General features: G+C 67.9%; 18 protein-coding genes. 9 read left to right on the forward strand and 9 right to left on the reverse strand.

The window, feature by feature from the left end; genetic code table 11:
- Nucleotides 1-8: 8 nt before the first annotated feature.
- The 6 genes from ACFQ9R_RS18275 to ACFQ9R_RS18300 all read left to right on the forward strand — a co-directional run bounded on the left by ACFQ9R_RS18275 (nt 9) and on the right by ACFQ9R_RS18300 (nt 6612).
- On the forward strand, nt 9-1271 hold the full coding sequence (locus tag ACFQ9R_RS18275) for an acyl-CoA dehydrogenase family protein (RefSeq protein ID WP_378991933.1): 1263 nt from the start codon (nt 9-11) through the stop codon (nt 1269-1271).
- Nucleotides 1272-1488: 217 nt separating this feature from the next.
- On the forward strand, nt 1489-3282 hold the full coding sequence (locus ACFQ9R_RS18280) for a multicopper oxidase family protein (RefSeq protein WP_378991934.1): 1794 nt from the start codon (nt 1489-1491) through the stop codon (nt 3280-3282).
- A 340-nt stretch (nt 3283-3622) separates the two neighbouring features.
- The gene (locus ACFQ9R_RS18285) at nt 3623-4426 is read left to right on the forward strand and encodes a HEAT repeat domain-containing protein (protein ID WP_378991935.1); all 804 of its coding nucleotides are present in this window, start codon (nt 3623-3625) and stop codon (nt 4424-4426) included.
- 48 nt (nt 4427-4474) lie between these two features.
- Nucleotides 4475-4777 (forward strand): hypothetical protein, encoded by a 303-nt coding sequence (locus ACFQ9R_RS18290; protein WP_378991936.1) that lies wholly within the window; start codon nt 4475-4477, stop codon nt 4775-4777.
- Nucleotides 4767-5126 carry a hypothetical protein gene (locus ACFQ9R_RS18295; RefSeq protein ID WP_378991937.1) on the forward strand — a complete coding sequence of 120 codons (360 nt, stop codon included), beginning with the start codon at nt 4767-4769 and terminating at the stop codon, nt 5124-5126. The genes ACFQ9R_RS18290 and ACFQ9R_RS18295 overlap by 11 nt, the downstream gene beginning before the upstream one ends.
- A gap of 112 nt (nt 5127-5238) precedes the next feature.
- On the forward strand, nt 5239-6612 hold the full coding sequence (locus tag ACFQ9R_RS18300) for an FAD-dependent oxidoreductase (RefSeq protein ID WP_378991938.1): 1374 nt from the start codon (nt 5239-5241) through the stop codon (nt 6610-6612).
- A gap of 10 nt (nt 6613-6622) precedes the next feature.
- Here the strand turns inward: ACFQ9R_RS18300 and ACFQ9R_RS18305 are convergent, their stop codons facing one another.
- The 5 genes from ACFQ9R_RS18305 to ACFQ9R_RS18325 are packed head-to-tail and all read right to left on the reverse strand — an operon-like array spanning nt 6623 to nt 12657.
- Nucleotides 6623-7996, reverse strand: coding sequence for a hypothetical protein (locus ACFQ9R_RS18305; RefSeq protein WP_378991939.1), 1374 nt, complete (start codon nt 7994-7996; stop codon nt 6623-6625).
- A 9-nt stretch (nt 7997-8005) separates the two neighbouring features.
- Nucleotides 8006-8842, reverse strand: a complete 837-nt coding sequence (locus ACFQ9R_RS18310; protein ID WP_378991941.1) for an ABC transporter permease — start codon at nt 8840-8842, stop codon at nt 8006-8008.
- 20 nt (nt 8843-8862) lie between these two features.
- Nucleotides 8863-9810 (reverse strand): ATP-binding cassette domain-containing protein, encoded by a 948-nt coding sequence (locus ACFQ9R_RS18315; RefSeq protein WP_378991943.1) that lies wholly within the window; start codon nt 9808-9810, stop codon nt 8863-8865.
- Nucleotides 9807-11120: a glycosyltransferase gene (locus ACFQ9R_RS18320; protein ID WP_378991945.1), complete on the reverse strand. Its 1314-nt coding sequence runs from the start codon at nt 11118-11120 to the stop codon at nt 9807-9809. Before ACFQ9R_RS18320 ends, ACFQ9R_RS18315 begins: the two co-directional genes overlap by 4 nt.
- A gap of 4 nt (nt 11121-11124) precedes the next feature.
- Entirely contained in the window at nt 11125-12657 is a 1533-nt protein-coding gene (locus ACFQ9R_RS18325) for a condensation domain-containing protein (RefSeq protein ID WP_378991947.1), read from the reverse strand.
- A 784-nt stretch (nt 12658-13441) separates the two neighbouring features.
- On the opposite strand from ACFQ9R_RS18325, the gene ACFQ9R_RS18330 reads away from it, so the two are divergent.
- Both ACFQ9R_RS18330 and ACFQ9R_RS18335 read left to right on the forward strand, forming a co-directional pair.
- Nucleotides 13442-14008, forward strand: a complete 567-nt coding sequence (locus tag ACFQ9R_RS18330; RefSeq protein ID WP_378991949.1) for a hypothetical protein — start codon at nt 13442-13444, stop codon at nt 14006-14008.
- A 78-nt stretch (nt 14009-14086) separates the two neighbouring features.
- The gene (locus tag ACFQ9R_RS18335) at nt 14087-14488 is read left to right on the forward strand and encodes a YybH family protein (protein WP_378991950.1); all 402 of its coding nucleotides are present in this window, start codon (nt 14087-14089) and stop codon (nt 14486-14488) included.
- On the opposite strand, the gene ACFQ9R_RS18340 is transcribed toward ACFQ9R_RS18335, so the two are convergent.
- The gene (locus tag ACFQ9R_RS18340) at nt 14489-14830 is read right to left on the reverse strand and encodes a hypothetical protein (RefSeq protein WP_378991952.1); all 342 of its coding nucleotides are present in this window, start codon (nt 14828-14830) and stop codon (nt 14489-14491) included.
- Nucleotides 14831-15014: 184 nt separating this feature from the next.
- On the opposite strand from ACFQ9R_RS18340, the gene ACFQ9R_RS18345 reads away from it, so the two are divergent.
- Nucleotides 15015-15734: a 2'-5' RNA ligase family protein gene (locus ACFQ9R_RS18345; protein WP_378991953.1), complete on the forward strand. Its 720-nt coding sequence runs from the start codon at nt 15015-15017 to the stop codon at nt 15732-15734.
- On the opposite strand, the gene ACFQ9R_RS18350 is transcribed toward ACFQ9R_RS18345, so the two are convergent.
- The 3 genes from ACFQ9R_RS18350 to ACFQ9R_RS18360 all read right to left on the reverse strand — a co-directional run bounded on the left by ACFQ9R_RS18350 (nt 15724) and on the right by ACFQ9R_RS18360 (nt 18679).
- Nucleotides 15724-16062, reverse strand: a complete 339-nt coding sequence (locus ACFQ9R_RS18350; RefSeq protein WP_378991955.1) for a 4Fe-4S dicluster domain-containing protein — start codon at nt 16060-16062, stop codon at nt 15724-15726. The genes ACFQ9R_RS18345 and ACFQ9R_RS18350 overlap by 11 nt on opposite strands.
- The gene (locus tag ACFQ9R_RS18355; RefSeq protein WP_378991956.1) at nt 16059-17651 is read right to left on the reverse strand and encodes an FAD-binding protein; all 1593 of its coding nucleotides are present in this window, start codon (nt 17649-17651) and stop codon (nt 16059-16061) included. The genes ACFQ9R_RS18350 and ACFQ9R_RS18355 overlap by 4 nt, the downstream gene beginning before the upstream one ends.
- Before the next feature lie 92 nt (nt 17652-17743).
- Nucleotides 17744-18679 carry a TauD/TfdA dioxygenase family protein gene (locus tag ACFQ9R_RS18360; RefSeq protein ID WP_378991957.1) on the reverse strand — a complete coding sequence of 312 codons (936 nt, stop codon included), beginning with the start codon at nt 18677-18679 and terminating at the stop codon, nt 17744-17746.
- Nucleotides 18680-18681 lie beyond the last annotated feature (2 nt).

Below are 18681 nucleotides of genomic sequence, written 5' to 3' on the forward strand. Positions count from 1 at the left end.
GAGAGACAGTGGATTTCGAACTGCCCGAAGATCTGGCCGGATATCTGACCGAGCTGGATGCTTTCATCGAAGCCGAGATCGTCCCGCTCGAGCAGCAGGCCGACAACATTCGTTTCTTCGACCACCGCCGTGAGGACGCCCGCACCGACTGGGACCGTGGCGGCCTGCCGACCGCGGAGTGGGAGCGACTACTGGCCGAAGCGCGTCGTCGTGCCGATGCCGCGGGCCACTACCGCTATGCCTTCCCGCGCGAGTTCGGCGGGCGCGACGGCACCAATCTCGGGATGGCCGTGATTCGCGAGCACCTGGCCGGCCGGGGGCTCGGTCTGCATTGCGACCTGCAGAACGAACACGCCATCGTCGCCAACAATGTGGGTCTGTTGCTGATGCTCGAGTACGGCACCCCGGCCCAGCAGGCCCAGTGGGTGGACGGACTGGCCGCGGGCACCAAGTTCTTCGCCTTCGGCATCACCGAGCCCGATCATGGTTCCGACGCCACCCATATGGCGACCACCGCTGTCCGGGCGGGCGAGGACTGGATCATCAACGGGGCCAAGACCTGGAACACCGGAGTCCACATCGCCGACGCCGATCTGATCTTCGCCCGCACCGCGGGGCGACCCGGCGACGGACACGGCATCACCGCGTTCCTGGTGCCGACCGACGCGCCCGGCTTCCGGATCGAGGAGTACCTCTGGACCTTCAACATGCCCACCGACCACGCGCGCATCTCGCTGACCGAGGTGCGGGTCCCGAGTTCGGCGATCTTCGGGCAGGAGGGTCTCGGGCTCGGCGTCGTCCAGCATTTCTTCAACGAGAACCGGATCCGCCAAGCGGCCTCCAGTCTCGGTGCGGCGCAGTACTGCATCGACCAGTCCGTCGCCTACGCCAAGGAGCGCAAGCCTTTCGGCAAGCCGCTGGCAGTCAACCAGGCCGTCCAATTCCCGCTGGTGGAATTGCACACACAGTGCGAGATGCTGCGCACGCTCGTTCACAAGACCGCCTGGTCCATGGACACCTACGGCACTTTCGCTGCCTCCGAACAGGTTTCGATGTGCAACTACTGGGCCAACCGGCTGTGCTGTGAAGCCGCCGACCGGGCCATGCAAGTGCACGGTGGTCTCGGCTACTCGCGGCACAAGCCCTTCGAGCACATCTATCGGCACCATCGGCGCTACCGCATCACCGAGGGGGCGGAGGAGATTCAGATGCGGCGGGTGGCCGGGTACCTGTTCGGGTTCATGGACCGAACCGCGGTCAAGGGGGTGTGAGTCCGCCTCCTCTGTCGCCGCCTGGGTCGAGGCGAACTACACCACGGTCTACGGCCTCACCCGTCGGTCGATTCGTGAGTTCGCCCCGGTGCGTGGGTGTTTCACACACCGGGGATCGACCTGTCCGGTTCCATTCTAATCAGTATGGATAGCCGTACCCAGTGGTATGGTCGCCCCGTTCGGGTGGGCAACGGTGCCGCCCGGAAAGGGTTCGACCATGGAACATCCGATCGACCGCCGCCGGTTGCTACGCGCGGCGGGGGCGGGTCTGCTCGGCGCGGCGCTGCTCGAAATACCGGTCTCGGCCGTCCCGCCCGGCGTACGAAGTCCACTGTTGTTTCATTCCCCGCAGGTCGAACCGTTCGTCGACGAGCTACCCCGGCTGCCCGTGCTGCGGGGCACCCAACTCGATCTCATCGCCTCGACCACCACCCATCGCTTCCACCGTGACCTGCCGGAATCGGCGGCACTCGGCTACAACGGCCTGAGCTATCTGGGCCCCACGATCGAGCATCCGGTGGGCACAGCACTGCGGCTGCGGTTCGAGAATCGGCTGACCACCCACCCGCTCGCCGACGACGTCGACACCAGCCTGCACGGCGTCGCAGCGAGTTTCCGCACCGCCGCACCGTCATCGCTGCACCTGCACGGCGGTGTGACACCGCCCGACAGCGACGGGCACCCGGAGCAACTCGTCTATCCCGGCGGCGGCATCGACCACGAATTCCCGCTGGCCCAGGACGCAGGACACCTCTGGTATCACGACCACGCCATGGGTATCACCCGACTCAACGTCTACGCCGGGCTGGCCGGAATGCTGCTGCTGCGCGACGAATTCGACACCGGCGAACCCGGCAATCCGCTCGGCCTGCCCGCAGGCGAGTTCGAGATTCCCCTCGTCCTGCAGGAGAAACTGTTCACCGCCGCTGGGCAACAGTCGGTCCGTTCGACTCCGATCGTGCCGGCAGGCGGATGGGAAGGCGGTGCGGTCGGCGACATCGGTCTGGTCAACGGCAAGATCTGGCCGTACCTGCCGGTCGCCCGTGGTCTGTACCGGTTCCGGGTGCTCAACGCGGCGTCGTTCAGTGTGTGGAATCTGTTCTTCGGCAACCGGATGCGGTTCTGGGTGATCGGCGGCGATCACGGGCTGCTCGACGCCGCGGTCGCCGTCCGCGAGTTGCGGTTGTCACCGGGCGAACGGGTGGACGTGCTCGTCGACTTCGCCGAGTTGGCGCCGGGCGAGACCGTGGAGCTGTGCAACGACGAAGCACCGGTATCCCAAGCCGCGATCCTCGGCGAGGTCGCGATGCCGAGGTTCTGCCAGTTCCGGGTGCAGGATCGGCCCGGTTGGTCCGGCGGCGTGCCGCAACGGTTGCGCGGCGGGGCATTTCAGCCGCCGATGGTTCCGCCGATCGAGACGCCGACGGTCATTCGCGATGTCACCGTGAGTCAGCCCTACGAACTGCGGGTGCCGCCGGCGATCATGTCGCTCAACAACCTCACCTTCACCAGTCCCGAGATCGAAATGCCACGGCAGGGCACCGTCGAGCAGTGGAACATCATCAACATCACGCCCGATCCGCACCCGATCCACTTGCACCTGGTCACTTTTCGCATTCTCGGCCGGACGCCGCTGCGGACTCTCGACTATCAGAGCGCGCATCCGCAGCCACCGATCGGGACCAGGTGGGCGCCGTCGGCCGATGGCTTCCTGGCCGGTCCGATGCAGCCGCCGCAGCCGTGGGAAGCGGGCCGCAAAGACATCGTTCGCGTCGATGGCGGCACCGTCACCAGCATCATCGTCAGGTTCCCGACCGCGGCCGAATTGGGCTTCGATCCGGACGCGACGTTCCCGCGCCGGATTCCGACCGAGCTCGCCGAGGGCCACGATCACGGCGACCACCGGCACTCCGACCATGCGACCAGTGCGCTGCAGGGCTATGTCTGGCACTGCCACCTGCTCGACCACGAAGACCACGACATGATGCTGCGATACCGCATTGTGCCGTAGCGGGTGGGGATCGGCGCGTGGGGTCGCGACGCGGTGACCTGCGGTCTGTGGCTCCGAACCACCGGTACATGATGGCGCACCGCGCGTTACCGTAGGTCGCGATGGCATACGCGGCCATCGCGGGCCCGGATTGCTGTGTGACTCCGAAAACCACTGAGTCATAAGCGATGGCGAGACCGAACCCTGCGCTGCCGATTCCGCACTCGCGGCGACCGCGGTGCTGCCGGCGGCGGGTGTGGTGCTGTGGCGAAAGGAAGGGTCGCGGTTCCCGCCAAGGGGGGCCGGCCCTGTGACCTGCGGCTTGCCAAGTATCCGGTTGATCGCCAGGTACCGTTGCGCGGTGAACCCAGCTGATGTGCGACTCCTGAAAGACGGCGATCTCGAGACCCGCGAGGACAATCTGCGGCTCCTGCTCGTGCGGGCTGAGGACGGCGACGCATCCGCCGAGGAGACCCTGCGCGCGCTCGTTCGCGACTATCCCGACTACCATCGGTCGCTCTACAGCAGGGCGCTGAACCGGGCGGAGGTCTTCGGCGACGACACCCTGCGCGAACCCCTGCTCGCGTCCCTCGCCGACACCCGTTACAACTGCCAGGCATGGGCCGCGATGGGCTGCGCGGCCCTCGGCATCCGCGATGCGGTTCCCGGCTTGGTCGCGATGCTGGACCACCCACAGGACATCGCCCGCGACCAGGCGGTGATCGCCCTCGGCGTCCTCGGGGACGAAGCGGTGGTCCCGGCCCTCGCGCCCCTGCTGCAGGACTCGATCAGCGGAATGCGCGAACGCACCGCCGAAGCCCTCGGCATGATCGGTGGTGACGCGGCACTGGCAGCGCTCTGGGACGAATTCGAGAACCGCCGCTATTACCGCATCGGCTACATCGCCAGTGCGTTGTCGGAGTTCGCTCCCGACATCATCCCGAGGCTGATCGAGGCGGCCTCGGGCGACGATCCCGACAAGCGGTACTGGGCGGCCGTCGCCCTCGGTTCGACCGGCGACGATCGCGCCGTGCCGACACTGGAACGATTGATGGCCAACGATCGCGGCTCCACCGTCTTCGACGGCATGGTGAGCGTCGCCGCGAAGAAGGGCCTGCGCACGCTACGCAGAATCCAAGCCGCGATCGCCGCGCGCGAATCCTGAGCGTTCAGCTCGAGAAACGTTGTCGGTGGCGGGCGATAGTCTCGTCCGGTGGCAGTGAATATCGATGTCGCCCTGACTGTTCGGGGGCTCGCGAACGAACGCGAGTGGGTGGGAATGACCGACTTGCTCGTCGAAGTGTTCAAGGACGAGCGGCTGGAAGACGAGGTGTTCGTCTGGATGGGGGAGACCGAGGACGGTCTGTTCGTCCGCGCGGACTCGGACTACCCGGTGATCTTCAGCGGATTCTTCCGCTGGAGCGAGGCTTTCGAAGATCGCCTCACCCGTCGGGTGACGGCGCTCGTCCCGCAGGCCCGCGTGGCTTTCGACTGGGGGTATCCGGATGAAGAATGACAACACCGGCCACGAATGGCCCGACGTACTGCCGGAAACAGCGCCGGCGATACACAGAAATCTGGACGTGACGGTCGGCGGGCGCACCCTGACCACACTCACCCGCACCCAGCTGAGCTATTGGATCAGCAAACTGCAATACAGTCGCGGCGGCCCGTTCATGACGGTATCCCGTCCTGACCACCCTGAATTCATCCAGACCTACCGTCACAGCGACACCGACTACTACCTCGAGATCCGCTCACCCGATTCCCTCGACGAACTGGCATCGACAACGCTGCGCGATGGTGAATCGGCCGCCGAGCTGATCTGGGAGTGGTTGGAACGCAAGGGAACCGCCTGGGCGTAGGTGGATCCGACAACTCATAGGATCTTCGACGGCCTCGGTCCGTGAAACTCGTGAACCGGCGACTCGCGGTGCTGGTGGCCGAAACCACGACAGGCTCTCGTACGGTGGTGGCATGGGCGCACGGATGGTGGTTGTCGGGGCGGATGCGACGGGGATGGCGGCGGCGTCGCAGGCGCGGAGATTGCGCGATGCCGGTGAGCTCGAGATCGTGGTGTTCGAGAAGGGGCACCATTCCTCGTATTCGGCGTGCGGGATTCCGTACTGGGTGGCCGGTGACGTTGCCCATGCCGATCATCTGATCGCGCGCTCGGTGGCCGAACATCGCGCTCGTGACATCGACCTGCGGATGCGGACCGAGGCTCTCGAGATCGATCCGGTGGGGCGACGGGTCCTGTCTCGCGATCTCGACACCGGCGTACAAGCGTGGACGGGTTACGACCAGCTCGTGTTGGCCACGGGGGCGACACCGATCCGTCCGCCACTGCCCGGGATCGACGCCGAGGGGGTCTACGGGGTGCAGACCCTCGACGACGGGCAGGCGCTGATCGAAGGCCTGGAGTCTGCCGGCGGGCGTAGAGCCGTTGTGGTGGGTGCGGGCTACATCGGTGTCGAGATGGCTGAGGCGTTGGTGCGTCGGGGGTTCGAGGTCACCATGGTCACTCGGGGCGCTGAACCCATGTCCACGTTGGATCCGGATATGGGTGCGCGTGTGCGAGAAGCCATGGAGGGGATGGGAATACGGGTCGTTCGCGGTACCGAGGTAACCGGAATGCGGACCTCGGAGGAGGGCAGGGTCCGCGCCGTGACGACCGCCGACACCGAGTACCCGGCCGATGTGGTCGTGCTCGGGATCGGCGTGCAACCGGCGACCGAGCTGGCGCGTCGGGCCGGGCTTCCGCTGGGGGAGAGCGGTGGTCTGCTCACCGATCTCGCTCAGCGCGTGCGCGGATACGACGACATCTGGGCCGGCGGTGACTGCGTGGAGGTGCTGGACCTGGTGTCGGGCTCGCTGCGCCACATTCCGCTCGGCACCCACGCGAACAAGCACGGGCAGGTGATCGGATCAGGGGTCGGCGGCGGATACGCCACCTTCCCCGGCGTGGTCGGTACCGCCATGAGCAAGGTTTGCGACCTCGAGGTGGCGCGGACCGGCCTGGGAGAGGACGACGCTGGGCGGGCGGGGTTGCAGTTCCACTCCGTCACCATCGAATCCACCGGTCGCGCAGGGTATTTCCCCGGCGCGGAACCCATGACGGTGAAGATGCTCGCCGAACGTCGCACCGGGCGGCTGCTCGGCGTGCAGATCGTCGGCTACACCGGCGCCGCCAAGCGAATCGACATCGCGGCAGTGGCGCTCACCGCCAGGATGACGGTGGAACAGGTGACCGCGCTCGACCTCGGCTACGCCCCACCGTTCTCCCCGGTATGGGACCCCGTCCTCGTCGCGGCTCGGGCGGCTGTGCGTGCGGTGGCGACGGGTCACTGACGCGGAGGAGTCACCAGAAGTCGGGGGCGAGACCCCACGACGCGCATTCTGCCGTCAGCAGCTCACGCAGGGCGGTGCGGCTGGGAAAGCGGTCGGGGTCGGCGCCGGTGACAGCCAAGGTGACCGTGTGGCCGTCGGTGGAGAAGGAGAGATTCACACCTACCTCCACTCGGCGGAACATGGCGGTGTCGTTGGTGCAGACGACAGGCCGCATGAGGACGGCGGAGGCGTGATGACCTGCGAAATCGGCTACGCCGCTGGCAGTTTCGCCGAGGTTTGTGCACAGGCATTCTGGGGCCTTGGCGGTGCGCGCGAAACGACGGAGGACGAAACGGGGCAGGATCATCTGCAACGGCTGGAGGTGTTGCAGAGCGGGTGTGGTCGCCGGGTCGCGATAGGCGGTAGCGGCGCGCTTCACAGCCGAGCGAACGGCGGCGAGGTCGATGCGTTCGCCGGTGCGGTAGGTGACCGAGATCGGCAGGCCGGTGGTGGCATTGGCCCGGGGGTCGTCGGGGATGCGCATCGAATGGGGGATGTCGACGCGGATGCCGGCGGTGTCACCGACGCGCCCGCTGCGCCCGAGGAGACCGGCGCCCAGGGCGATCAGGAGCCCGTTCGTGGTGCCGGAATGCCATGTGGCGGCGGCGTTCCACTCCGCGAGATCGACCTGGACCACCAGATCCGCCGGTGACCACTGGGCCGGCAGGGGCAGCTCGGGCAGCGCGGGGCGAGGGTTGCGGTCCGGCTCGATGACGCCACGGGTGGCGATCGCCGCGCGAATCCCGTGTGCGACCGCACGTAGCTGGCGGCCCGCGTCGACAAGATTCGCACCCAGCGTGTTGCGTGGCTGTGTCCCGACCAGCAGGCCCGAACCGGTTGTCACGTCCGGGCTCTCATCGAGCCGCGCCAGTGCGTCGCCCACGGCGAACAGCACCGCGCCGCCGTCGGATGCCACATGCGAGGTGACCAGTGACACCAGCGTCCCACCCGCCGTGGTCGGCGCCGCGGACAGTCGCCACACCCGACCGGTCTCGGGATCGAAGTCGACCCGGCTCTGCGCGAAGTACCAGTCGAGGATCTCCTCGTCGGTGACGGGCACCGAATCCCAGACCAGTGGAAGCGATTCCGTCGCGGGCAGCCAGTAGGGGCGGGCGAACGGTACCCGGGCCGGTTGCACGCGCCGGGCCAGGAAACCCTGGGTCAATCGGGTGTGGAATCGGGCGAGCAGTGCGGGGTCGAGGGGCTCGTCGAACCGCCACGCGAGCTGATTGACCAGGGCGTTGCCGTAGAGGCTGTGCAGCTTGAGGAACAGGTCGTCGTCGGCGGTGAGCCGGTTGACGCCGACCCGGGAGATGACGGGCGGGGTCGACATGGTGAGTGTCATCAGAACTCCTCAGCGAGCACGCAGGGTGCGGACGGTCAGGGGTGCGAAGACGGCGGCGATCACGAGCGAGGCCACCACCGACCACAGGGCGTCGGTGCCGATGACGCCGTTCTCGGCGAGCCCGCGCACCGCGGACACCAGATAGGACACCGGGTTGTAATCGGAGACATAGCGCAGCCAGGTCGGCATCGCCGACTCGGGCACCAGGGCATTGGAGGCGAAGCTCAGGAAGGTGAGCACCAGCATCGACATGCCTTGGACCGCAGCGGGTCTCGATACGGTGACGCCGATGAACGCGAACAACCAGCTGATCGCGGTGGTGGCCAGGACGACGAGCACCGCACCGGCGGCGAACCCGACCGGATGATCGGGCCGATACCCCATCGCGAATCCCACGATCACCACCGTGGTCGCGGCGATGACATATCGGGTCGCCCCGGCCAGCAGGGCTCCGGCGACCGGTGCGGATCGGGCGATCGGCATGGCGACGAACCGATCGAAGACCCCGGACCGAATGTCTTCGGACAACTGCACGCCGGTCGCGACCGACGACGTCAGCACGATCTGCACCAGCACGCCGGGAATCAGAATCGGTAGGTAGGCCTGCATGCTGCCCGCGATGGCGGTGCCGAAGATGCTGCCGAACAGCAACGGCCCCACAATGGGCAGCAGCAGCGCGTCGTAGAGCAACTGCGGGCTGTGCCGGAAGGTGAGCAGACCGCGCCACGCCATCATCAGCGACTGGAACAGCGAGGCGCGCAGGCTGACATGGGTGATCCGGGGACGGCGGTCGATCGTCGGTGCCGCGGTGAGCTCGACGGTGCTCTCGGCGATGGTGGCAGTCATGGTGGCCTCGGTCTTTCGGATCAGGCGGCGACGCGGTCGGTGCCGGTCAGCGCGAGGAAGACCTCGTTGAGATCGGGACGGTCGACAGCGAACCCGCGCAGTGCGATGCCCGCGCCACGGCAGGCGGCGACGATATCGGCGGCGGTGCCCGCATCGGTGAGTGCGACGGTGAGCATGCCCGCCGACGACCCTTCCGGCACCTCGCCGGTGAGCGAGACGATGATGGCCTCGGCGTGCGCGGATCGGGCGGGGTCGGCGAGTTCCAGGCGCAACACCTGATCGCCGATGGACGACTTCAACTCGGCCGCGGTGCCCTCGGCGACGATCGTCCCGCGGTCGATGACGGCGATCCGGTCGGCCAGCGCGTCGGCCTCTTCGAGGTACTGCGTGGTGAGCAGAACGGTCGCGCCGCGGGCGACCAGACGCCGGATCACGCCCCACATCTTGTCGCGGGTGTGCGGGTCGAGTCCGGTGGTCGGCTCGTCGAGGAAGATCAGCGGCGGATCGGTGATCAGCGTCGCCGCCAGATCGAGCCGCCGGCGCATACCACCGGAGAACTGGTTCACCGGCCGGTCGGTGACCTTCGACAGCTCGAACTCCTCGAGCAGCTCGGCACTGCGGCGTGCGGCATCACGGCGGGACAGCCCGAGCAAGCGCCCGAAGAGCCGCAAATTCTCACCGGCGGTGAGGGTTTCGTCGACGGAGGCGTACTGGCCGGTCAACCCGATCATCGAGCGCACGGCGGTCGCGTCGCGTGTGATGTCGTAGCCGAAGATCTCGGCGGAGCCGCGATCGGGACGGACCAGGGTCGCGAGCATGCGCACGGTGGTGGTCTTACCCGCGCCGTTGGGGCCGAGCAGGGCGAACACGGTCCCCGCCGCGATGGTGAGGTCGACGCTGCCGACGGCGGTGAAATCGCCGTAGGACTTGCCGAGACCGGTGGTGCGGATGGCGATGTCGGTACTCACAGTTGCCTCCCGGCGGAATGGAGCAGTTCAGGGGCGTCAGGCGAACCCAGCAGCGCCTCGACGGCATCGGCGGCTCGCTCGACACCGTCGGTGGTGAAACCGGCGGCCCAGGAGGCCGCTCGCTCGACCACGTCGGGACGCGAGACCTGGTCGAGTAGTGCGTCGAGGCGTTCGGCGGTGAGCTTCGTCGCGGGAATCGTGGCCGCGAGACCGAGTCGCCGTAACGCCTGGCCCCAGTAAGGCTGGTCGGCCTGGACCGCGCAGATCACTTGCGGCACACCCGCTCTCAGTGCGGCCGCGGTCGTCCCGGCGCCGCCGTGGTGCACGGCCACGGCGCAACGAGGCAGTATCCGAGCGTGGTCGATGTGACCGACGATCGCGACGGCATCCTCGAATTCCGGATCGATCCTCGCCCAGCCCGACGCCAGCAGCAGCCGACGGCCCCGCCGGGCGCACACCTCGCGCAACATCGCGACGAAGGCAGCCGGATCGCCGACATCCATGGAACCGAACCCGACATAGATCGGCGCGGTTCCCGCATCGAGCCACGCATCGAGATCCTCGGCCGCGGTGGCGGCAGGTGCGTGGCTCGCGAAACCTGGTACACCGGTGAGGAATCCGTCCACATCGGTCAGGAATCCCGTGAACGGGCCCGGCAACTGCTGACGCAGACCAGGGAACAGCCGCGGGTCATAGGCCTGGATTCGCGCAGTCGCCCCAGCTTCGGCGGACGCTACCGATGACGCTGTCGCCGCGCGAGCGGGCGGCCGCCCGCTCGGCAGAACGGGGGCCAACGCGGCCGCACGTGCCCATGCCAGGAGCGACCAGCCCCATCGGTGCACGAACCCGGGAAGCCGGTCGGCCCAGCGCACCGGCGCGACCGGGACCGTACTGTTCGGCTGGATCGGGAAGAAGTGCACCGCCGCGAACGGCAGTCCGAGCGCCCGCGCCACCGCCTCGGCCACTTCCTCGCCTGCCATCCCCGCGACCACCAGGTCATGTCCGGGTGCCAGTGTGCGCAGGTCGTGAAGCTGCTCGGGCACGCCACGCCGTTGCAGATCGAACAGCGCCCGTAGCCGGGCGCGCGGATCGCGGCCGGCGAACCGTCGATCGGTGCGCTGCGCCACCAAGAGGTCGGCCGTATCGCAGCCGAACGGCACCGCCGCAACCCCGTGGTCACGGGCGAAGGCGACGAGGTTCGGGGCGAGCGCCAAGGTCACGTCGTGACCGCGCGCACGCAGCGCACGAGCCAGCAGGATGCCGGGCTGGGCGTCTCCTCGGCTGCCGGTGAAGGCCAACAGGGGGCGCATCCGCTCACCCCGCCTGCACGGCGACACGCAGCGTGTCGGCTCGCAGTGCTCGGGCATCGGTCGGCATCGGTGTTTCCGCCACCACCGACGGCGGCAGTCCGTTGGCCGCCGACCCCGCATGAACCGCTGCGGACGGTTGGCCGGCGCCGGCCTGGTCGACCGCCGGATCCGCGTGCACCGCGGCCGTGATCGACGACAGTGCCTGACCGAACGCGGTCAGGAACTCGTCCATGACCTCGGCGGGGAAGCCGGCGGGATACCGTGTCGACACGTACAGGCCGTCGGCGGCGCGCACAACCCACAGGAACACCTCGTCGGCCGAGTACGACTCGGCCCGCAGGGTCCGTCCGCGCAGGTCGGCGACCAATTCGTAGCCGGGCAGTACGCGGATGTCGAGGAAGGAGATGCCGAAACGCGGCGTCTCGGCGACATCGAGCAGGTCGAGGACGCGCGACCAGGAGGCGTCGTTGGCGGTGCGTGAACGACGCAGTGCGGCCCGCGCCAGATCCATGGCTCCGGCGATGCCGACACCGGGGGTGAGCGCGATATCGACCGGGACCACATTGACGAACCAGCCCATCGACTCCAGCCAGCGCAGATCGGGGCGGGTCGCGATCGGCATCGCGGTACGCATCCGGTCCGCGCCGAACCGCCGCTGATTGGCCACCGCCAGCGCGGCGAACACCGCCACCGACATCCGGTGGCGCACCTGGTCGAGAACCGCTTCGACCTGCTCGAGTTCGGGGAGATCGAGCAGCCGTCGCGACACACTGGGCTGGGGCAGATCCGCGCGCGCGGGCCGCTGGGCCTGCGGGGCGAAGCGCGGCATGGCACCGTCGGCGAGGAATTCGCGCCACGTCGCGACCGCGGGCGAATCCGGACCGAGTTCGGCCGCGCTCGCTCGCTCCAGGACGGCGAAGTCGGCCGCGCTACCGAAGGTGACCGACTCGCGCGACGCCTCGCCCGCCATGACCTCCCGGTAGAGCGTGCGCAGTTCGAGGATCAGGATGGCCTGTGCGTAGGCGTCCATCACGGAATGATCGGCCGCGACGAGGACGGTGAAGTCACCGGTGCCTGCGTGCTCGACCGTGGCGGCCAGGCAGTGCGGCCACACCAGTGGCGACAGGCGCTCTTCGAGTGTGCCGCTGAGGAATTCGTTGATCCGGGTACCGTCGGTGCAGTCGGCAACGGGCTGTTCGATGATATCGACGGCGGTGGGCGCGGCGACGAGTCTGCGCGGCTCGCCCGCCGATGCGGTGGTCACCGTGGTGCGCAGACCCTCGTGCCTGGCATGCCAGCGCCGCAGCGTCTCACGCCAGGTGGGACCGTCGAGCGGGGCGTCCATCTCGAAGACGGTGCCGATCCAGCGCCCGCGACCGGGCAGCGGATCGGTGGGATCGACGCTCGCGCAGTAATCGGCGTGCACGCTGGTGAGCGGGCGATCGTCGGGCTGCCACGCGTCGGCGGCGAGCTCGGGCGTCCACATCGACAAGGCGCCTGAACGGATTTCGAATTCGGACAGGTGGGTGTATTCCATGACCGGTTCACCTCGTGACGAATGCATGCCGAAGCGGCGGAAGGATGGGGGAGGAGAACACCGCACTGTGTCACCTGCTGCGTTGAACTTCGGCGGTGAAAACATTTCCGTGAAGCCTCGGCGAGATTGATCGTATATGTGATTCTGCTGAGAGCGGCACCGTGATGGGCATCACGGTTTAGCTGAACAAAACTCTGTTGCCTGCCGCTTTTCGCGATTGCGGCACGGATTCACCTGTCCTGCATCGGGGTTGGAAAAGGCCGTATTCGGGTACGTGATTGTCTGTCTATATTTTGTTCATTCCGGATGGGATGGTTTTTGTAGGCACCGTCACACTGTCGGCAGCCGTCTGTACAGGTGCGTTTCCCTGACGTTCACCTGACGCGTTTCATATGGGCATTTCGCTATATGGCGACCGGTGCATCCGATGATCGGCCGCCGGATTTATCCGGTCACGGCGGTCAGGCTCGTCACCGGAGACCACCATGGTCGCTGTCATCTGTCCGTTATCACAACGTTGCTCACTCGATGCCGGTTGCTATGGTGAACGCGCGAAGTGTTCGTTCGGATGTGAAGGAAGACAATGGGAAGCACTGCCCTCGACATCATGGCGTTGGTCCTCAACCGCGTCACCGAGTTCTGGAACTGGATGGCGACCGGATCGTCGGGATTCCCGCCGCTGTGATCGGCTGACATCACGTGGTGTCCGCGAAACCCCTGGAGGCCGTTGGCCTTCGGGGGTTTCGCCGTCACTGCGGGGGCGGGGCGCTCGTAGAGTGGGCTGATGACGACGGTGGGGACGGTTCGGGCGCCACGGCTATGGTCGGTGGCGATGCGGGTCACCGCCGGGGCCGCGATGGGGGCGATCGCGCTGATGCTAGTGGTCGATGCCACGCACATCGACGTTCTCGGCTGGGTTCTCGCGGTAGTGATACTGCTGGCCTGCGGGCTGTCGTGGATGATTCTGGCGCCGATCGGGTGTGCTCGGTATCGGGAGTACCGAGCCGTCGCCGTCGCGCCGGTAGTGGTGATCGCCGGGCTGGGTCTGGTGTGGTTCGGGGTGCCGGAGAAAGTCGGGTGGTGGCTATCGGCCGACGCGATGACCGATGCCGCGCAGAGCTGCCGGGAATCCGAGGAAGAGTGGTTCGGGGTCATTCGGACCGACAGGGTCAGGTCCAGTGACGGCGGGTGCCAGTTCACTATCGATGACATGGCGATTGTGGGCGGTCTGGCCTACTTCCCGCCCGGAACTCCGCCGCCGGATCACGGCGGTGCGGGATATCAGCCCGTCTACACCCCCTATGACGGGAATTGGCACCGATTCGCGGTGACGATGCACGACCACCCCTGACCTCCGTGCCGAGTGTCCGATTCATGTCGGACCCCGGCGTTACCGTTGTCGCACAACCCGAGTCGAGGGAGGGTGGCGATGGCCGAGAAGATGCGCGAACGTGCGCAGCGCCCGGAGGATCTGAGTCGGCTGGTGGTCGAGCGATTGAACGCCGGTGATGTGGACGGACTCGTCGAGCTGTACGAGTCCGACGCGGTGCTCGCACTGCCCGACGGTGTCGTCGCGACGGGCGTGGACGAGATACGGGCGGCGTACGCGCGGCTGGTCGCCGATCGACCGGTGTTCCAACCCGGGCACCAGGCGCCCGCCTTGCTCGCGGGCGATCTGGCGCTGACGTCGTCGCGGTTGCCGGGAGGCACCGGCGCGACCGTCGAGGTGGCGCGCAGGCAACCCGACGGGAGCTGGCGCTGGATTCTCGATCAACCGAACGCGCCCTGGGTGGTCAGCGAAGCGGGAGAACGGTCGAACGTGCCCGGATGATCAGTTCGGGTTCAGGCCGGTCGCGAAGACGACGACGACCTTGTCGTCGGTCACCTCGCTGACCCGCACATCGGTCCCGTTGCTGGCCTGCGACTGGCCGACCGGAACCGTGATCTGCTGACCGCCGACGCTCAAGGTGACCATGTCACCGTTCACCGCGACGAGCTCCACGTCGATACCGAGCACCGAGGCTTTGGCGCTCACTCCACGATCGAAGGTGACGGTGCACCCGCTCACACTGCATTCGGAGGTGGTACCGGGTCCGGTCATCGTGCACGCGGAAACAGTGAGGGGAAGCAGGAGGGCGAACGCGGAGAGCGTGATCAGCCGTCGAACAGGCATGGCGTCAGTGTAGTGCGTCGAAGACACAACGGAACGGTCTCACCAGGTTGCCCGCCGATCACACCGGGAATACCGTCGCTGTGAGGTAACTGGCATCGCAGCATCGGTGCCGATCGTGTCGGGCGGACGACCGGCCAGCCGGGTGTTCACCCGCGGGTCGGCCGAGATCGGGAGGTGGCGCACGATGATCGCGAGCGAAATGACTGTTGCCAGTCGCTGGTGGTGGCGTCCGGGGTGGACGCCGGGTCGTTCGTTCTACAACTGGCAGATCATGCCGACCCAGCCGGTCGGCGACAAGCTGGTCGAGATCTTCGCGCCCACGTTGTCACGCCTGCCCGGACTCGAACAGGTCGACGCCGCCCGGCTGCGGATCGGCGTGCAGGGCATCGGGTTCGCCGACGGGGTCAAAGGGGTGCACCTGGCGGCGCTGGTGGCGGGCGCCCGCGACCTGCTCGCCGAACTCGCGCCGTTCCAGCTCGCCTTCGGGCCGCCCGAGGTCACCGCCGAGACGATCCGGCTGCCGGTCACTGTGTCGGAGGAACTGCTGCGGGTGCGCGCGGATCTGACCGATGCGCTGACCGATGTGTGGATCCGCGAGCGGATCCCCGATTTCGGGGAGCCGCTGCGTCCCTACCTGGCGCTGGCCCACGTGACCCACCCGTCACCGGTGCACGAGATCCGCACCGCGCTCGCCGAGGACGGGTTCACCGACTTCGCCCTCGACGACACCGTCTCGGCGGTCTCGATGGTCGAGATGCAGTGCGAGGACGGACGTTACGACTGGTCCGACATCAGCACCGCCGAGCTGTTGCGGGAGCCGGACCCGGTCGTCGAGCGGAGCGTGTTCGACGACCCGCTGTTCGGTCCGCTGCGGCAGCCGACGGTGGCCGCGTTCAAGAGTTGAGCCGCGGCGGCGGCGCGCCGTGCGGAAGCCGCGGCCCCACCGCGAGCTGGGCGCCGGCGATGCGCCCGTGTCCCCACCCGAGCTTCTCCCGATATCGACCGATGTGCTCGGTGGGGACCGGCGCGTCCGGCGGCATCGGGGTCACCTCGGGCGCGACGTAGAGCGCGTCGGTGGGGCAGTACGCCTCGCACATGAAGCAGGTCTGGCAATCGGATTGCCGTGCGATAACCGGGATCCCGCCGTCGACGCGGTCGAAGACGTTGGTGGGGCAGGCGCTCACGCACTTGTCGCAGCCGATGCAGTCCTGCGCGCGCAGTAGTTCGATCACGACGCCACCGCCAGACCCGAGTTGTGCGCGTCCGACGGATCGACCCACGGCTGGTCGAGACCGCCCGAGTGCAGGTGGTGATGCTGTGCCGCGTCGAGGTCGGGATGATCGGCGCGCTTGCTCATGCCGCGAGTCTCGGTGCGCGCCAACGCGGATCGGTACACGAGACGTCCGACCGCGGTGATCGCCGCCGCTTGCCGGGCCCTGACCCGCTCGTCGCCGGTCCCGCCGCCGAGACCGGCTGCCGCGACGTCCCACAGTTCGTCGAGGCGAGCCAGTGCGGGGCGCATCCGGTCACCGTGGCGCAGGTAGTTCTTCTCGAAGGGGATCAGCTCGTCCTGCGCGGCGGCGACGACTTCCGCCGCGGTCACCGACGGTGCGTCGCCGGGGCGCAGGCCGACCCCGCCGATGCCGTGCACCGCACCGGTGGATCGGGCCGCTGTCACAGCATGTTCGGCGGCGCCCGTGCCTGCCCAGCTTCCCGACGACATCGCCCACGCGGCGTTGTGGCTCCCGCCTCCGGTGAAACCACCGCAGATGCGTTCGCGGGTGGCCGCGTCCCCCGCGACGTAGAGGCCGGGAACCGTTGTCGCGCAGTCGTCGTCGACCACGTCGATGCCGCCGGTGCCGCGTACCGTGCCCTCGGCGAGCAGGTCGATCTCGAATCGGTCGGTGAACGGATCGATGCCGCGCCGGTCGAACTGCAGGAAGAAGTTCGGCTGACCGACCCGCATCTGCGCCTGCACGCTCTCGTCCGCGCGATCCAGCTGGGCGAACACCTTCTCCTGCAGGAGGGTTCGGGCGATCACCGAGCGGCCCTTCGTCGACCCCGCCTCCTCGAGCACCCTGCCGTCCTCGCCGAAGAAGGTGGCGTAGCCGTAGTAGGCGGTCTTGGTGATGGTGGAACCCTTGGGCACGATGGCATAGGCGTTGGAGAACTCCATACCGGAGAATCGCGCGCCGGCCTCGGCCGCCATCAGCGCGCCGTCACCGGTGTCGACGTTGGTGCCGAGGGCACGCGAGAGGAACGCACAACCACCGGTCGCGAGTACTACCGCTCCCGCGGTGATCCGGTAGTCCCGGTCGAGTTGACGCTGGTAGCCCGCCGCTCCGCGCACCGCGCCCGCTTCGTCGACCAGCAGTTCCAGCGCGGGGGAGTGATCGTGGACCTGGACGCCGAGCCGGGTGAGCCACGCGCGCATTCGGCGCATGTACTCCGGCCCCTGGACGCCCGTCCGCAACTGCGCACCGGTGGCCGGGTCGACCGGGAACGGGTAGCGGCCCTCGACGGCGAGCCGGTTCATGTTGACGTAGGTCTGATCGAGGACGCGATCCATCCAGTAGTGGTCGGCGAGGTAGCCGCCGAGGGCTTCCCTGCTCGCTTTCGCGTTGGCGCGGGCCTCGGCCTCGGGCGCGACGTACCAGACACCGGTGCCCGAAGGTGCTGTAGCGCCGCTGGTTCCGCAGTAGCCCTTGTCGACCAAGATCACCTCGGCGCCTGCCTCGCGGGCGTGGATCGCGGCCCAGGATGCCGCGGGACCGCCGCCGATGACGAGCACGTCGGTCCTGGTGTGCCATGGTTCGGTCATAGTGTGCTCCTGTGTGTCGCGCGGGGAGGTGGTGGCCACCGAGGGCCGAGAATGCGGTGCCCGCATCGAGGACGCGGGCACCGCAACGGTTCTCAGGCGCCGGTGAACTTCGCGCCGGCGATCGGGGTGGACGAGCGGCCGTCGACGCCGACCGGGATGTCGCCCTCGAGGGTGGTGCGGTAGAGGACCCGGGTGACGTCGAGGTGGTCGAGGTCGCTGGGTGCCAGATGCGCGGTGGCGCGGTTGTCCCAGAACGCGATGGAGCCCTTGCTCCAGCGGAAGCGGACGGTGTAGGAGGGATGGGAGATCTCGTCGAACAGCAGCTGCAACAGGGCATCGCTCTGTGGCGGAGTCAGCCCCAGGATCCTGGTGGTGAAGCCGGGGTTGACGAACAGCACGCGCTCACCGGTCACCGGGTGGACGCGGACGACGGGGTGTTCGGTCACCAGCGGCGCGGCGGCGATCTTGCGGGCGTACTCGCTGCCCGCCTCCCACGGCGGGATCCGGCCGCCGAAGCGGTGTTCGGCGCGCAGCCCGTCCAGGAAGGTGCGCAGCGATTCCGGCAGCCCGGCGTAGGCCGCGGCGAGGTTGGTCCACTGGGTGTCGCCGCCGGTCTCCGGCGCGATCTCGGCGCGCAGGATCGAGGCCGCGGGCGGGTTGATCAGCGGCGAGACGTCGGTGTGCCACTGGTTGGTGTAGCTGAACTTCTTGCGGCCGAACTTCTTCTCGTAGAGGCGACTGTCGACAGCCAGGATCTCGGGGTGCTCGGTGGGCGCGTCGTCGTCGTAGGGGTGTGACGGGGTGACCGCGCCGAAGCGGCGCGAGAACGCGATCTGTTCGGTGTGCCCGATCTGCTGGTCGCGGAAGAACAGCACCTTGTGCCGGTGCAGCGCCGCGGTGAGCTCGTCGACCTGGGAGTCGGCGAGTTGCTCGCGCAGGTCGACGCCGGTCACCTCGGCGCCGATGTGGCCCGCGACCGGGGTGATCTCGAGAGCGGTGACGACGCTGGGGTTTTCGATGGTGGTCATGT

Origin of the sequence: Nocardia sp. NPDC056541 (assembly GCF_042794235.1) — a bacterium.
GTDB lineage: Bacteria > Actinomycetota > Actinomycetes > Mycobacteriales > Mycobacteriaceae > Nocardia.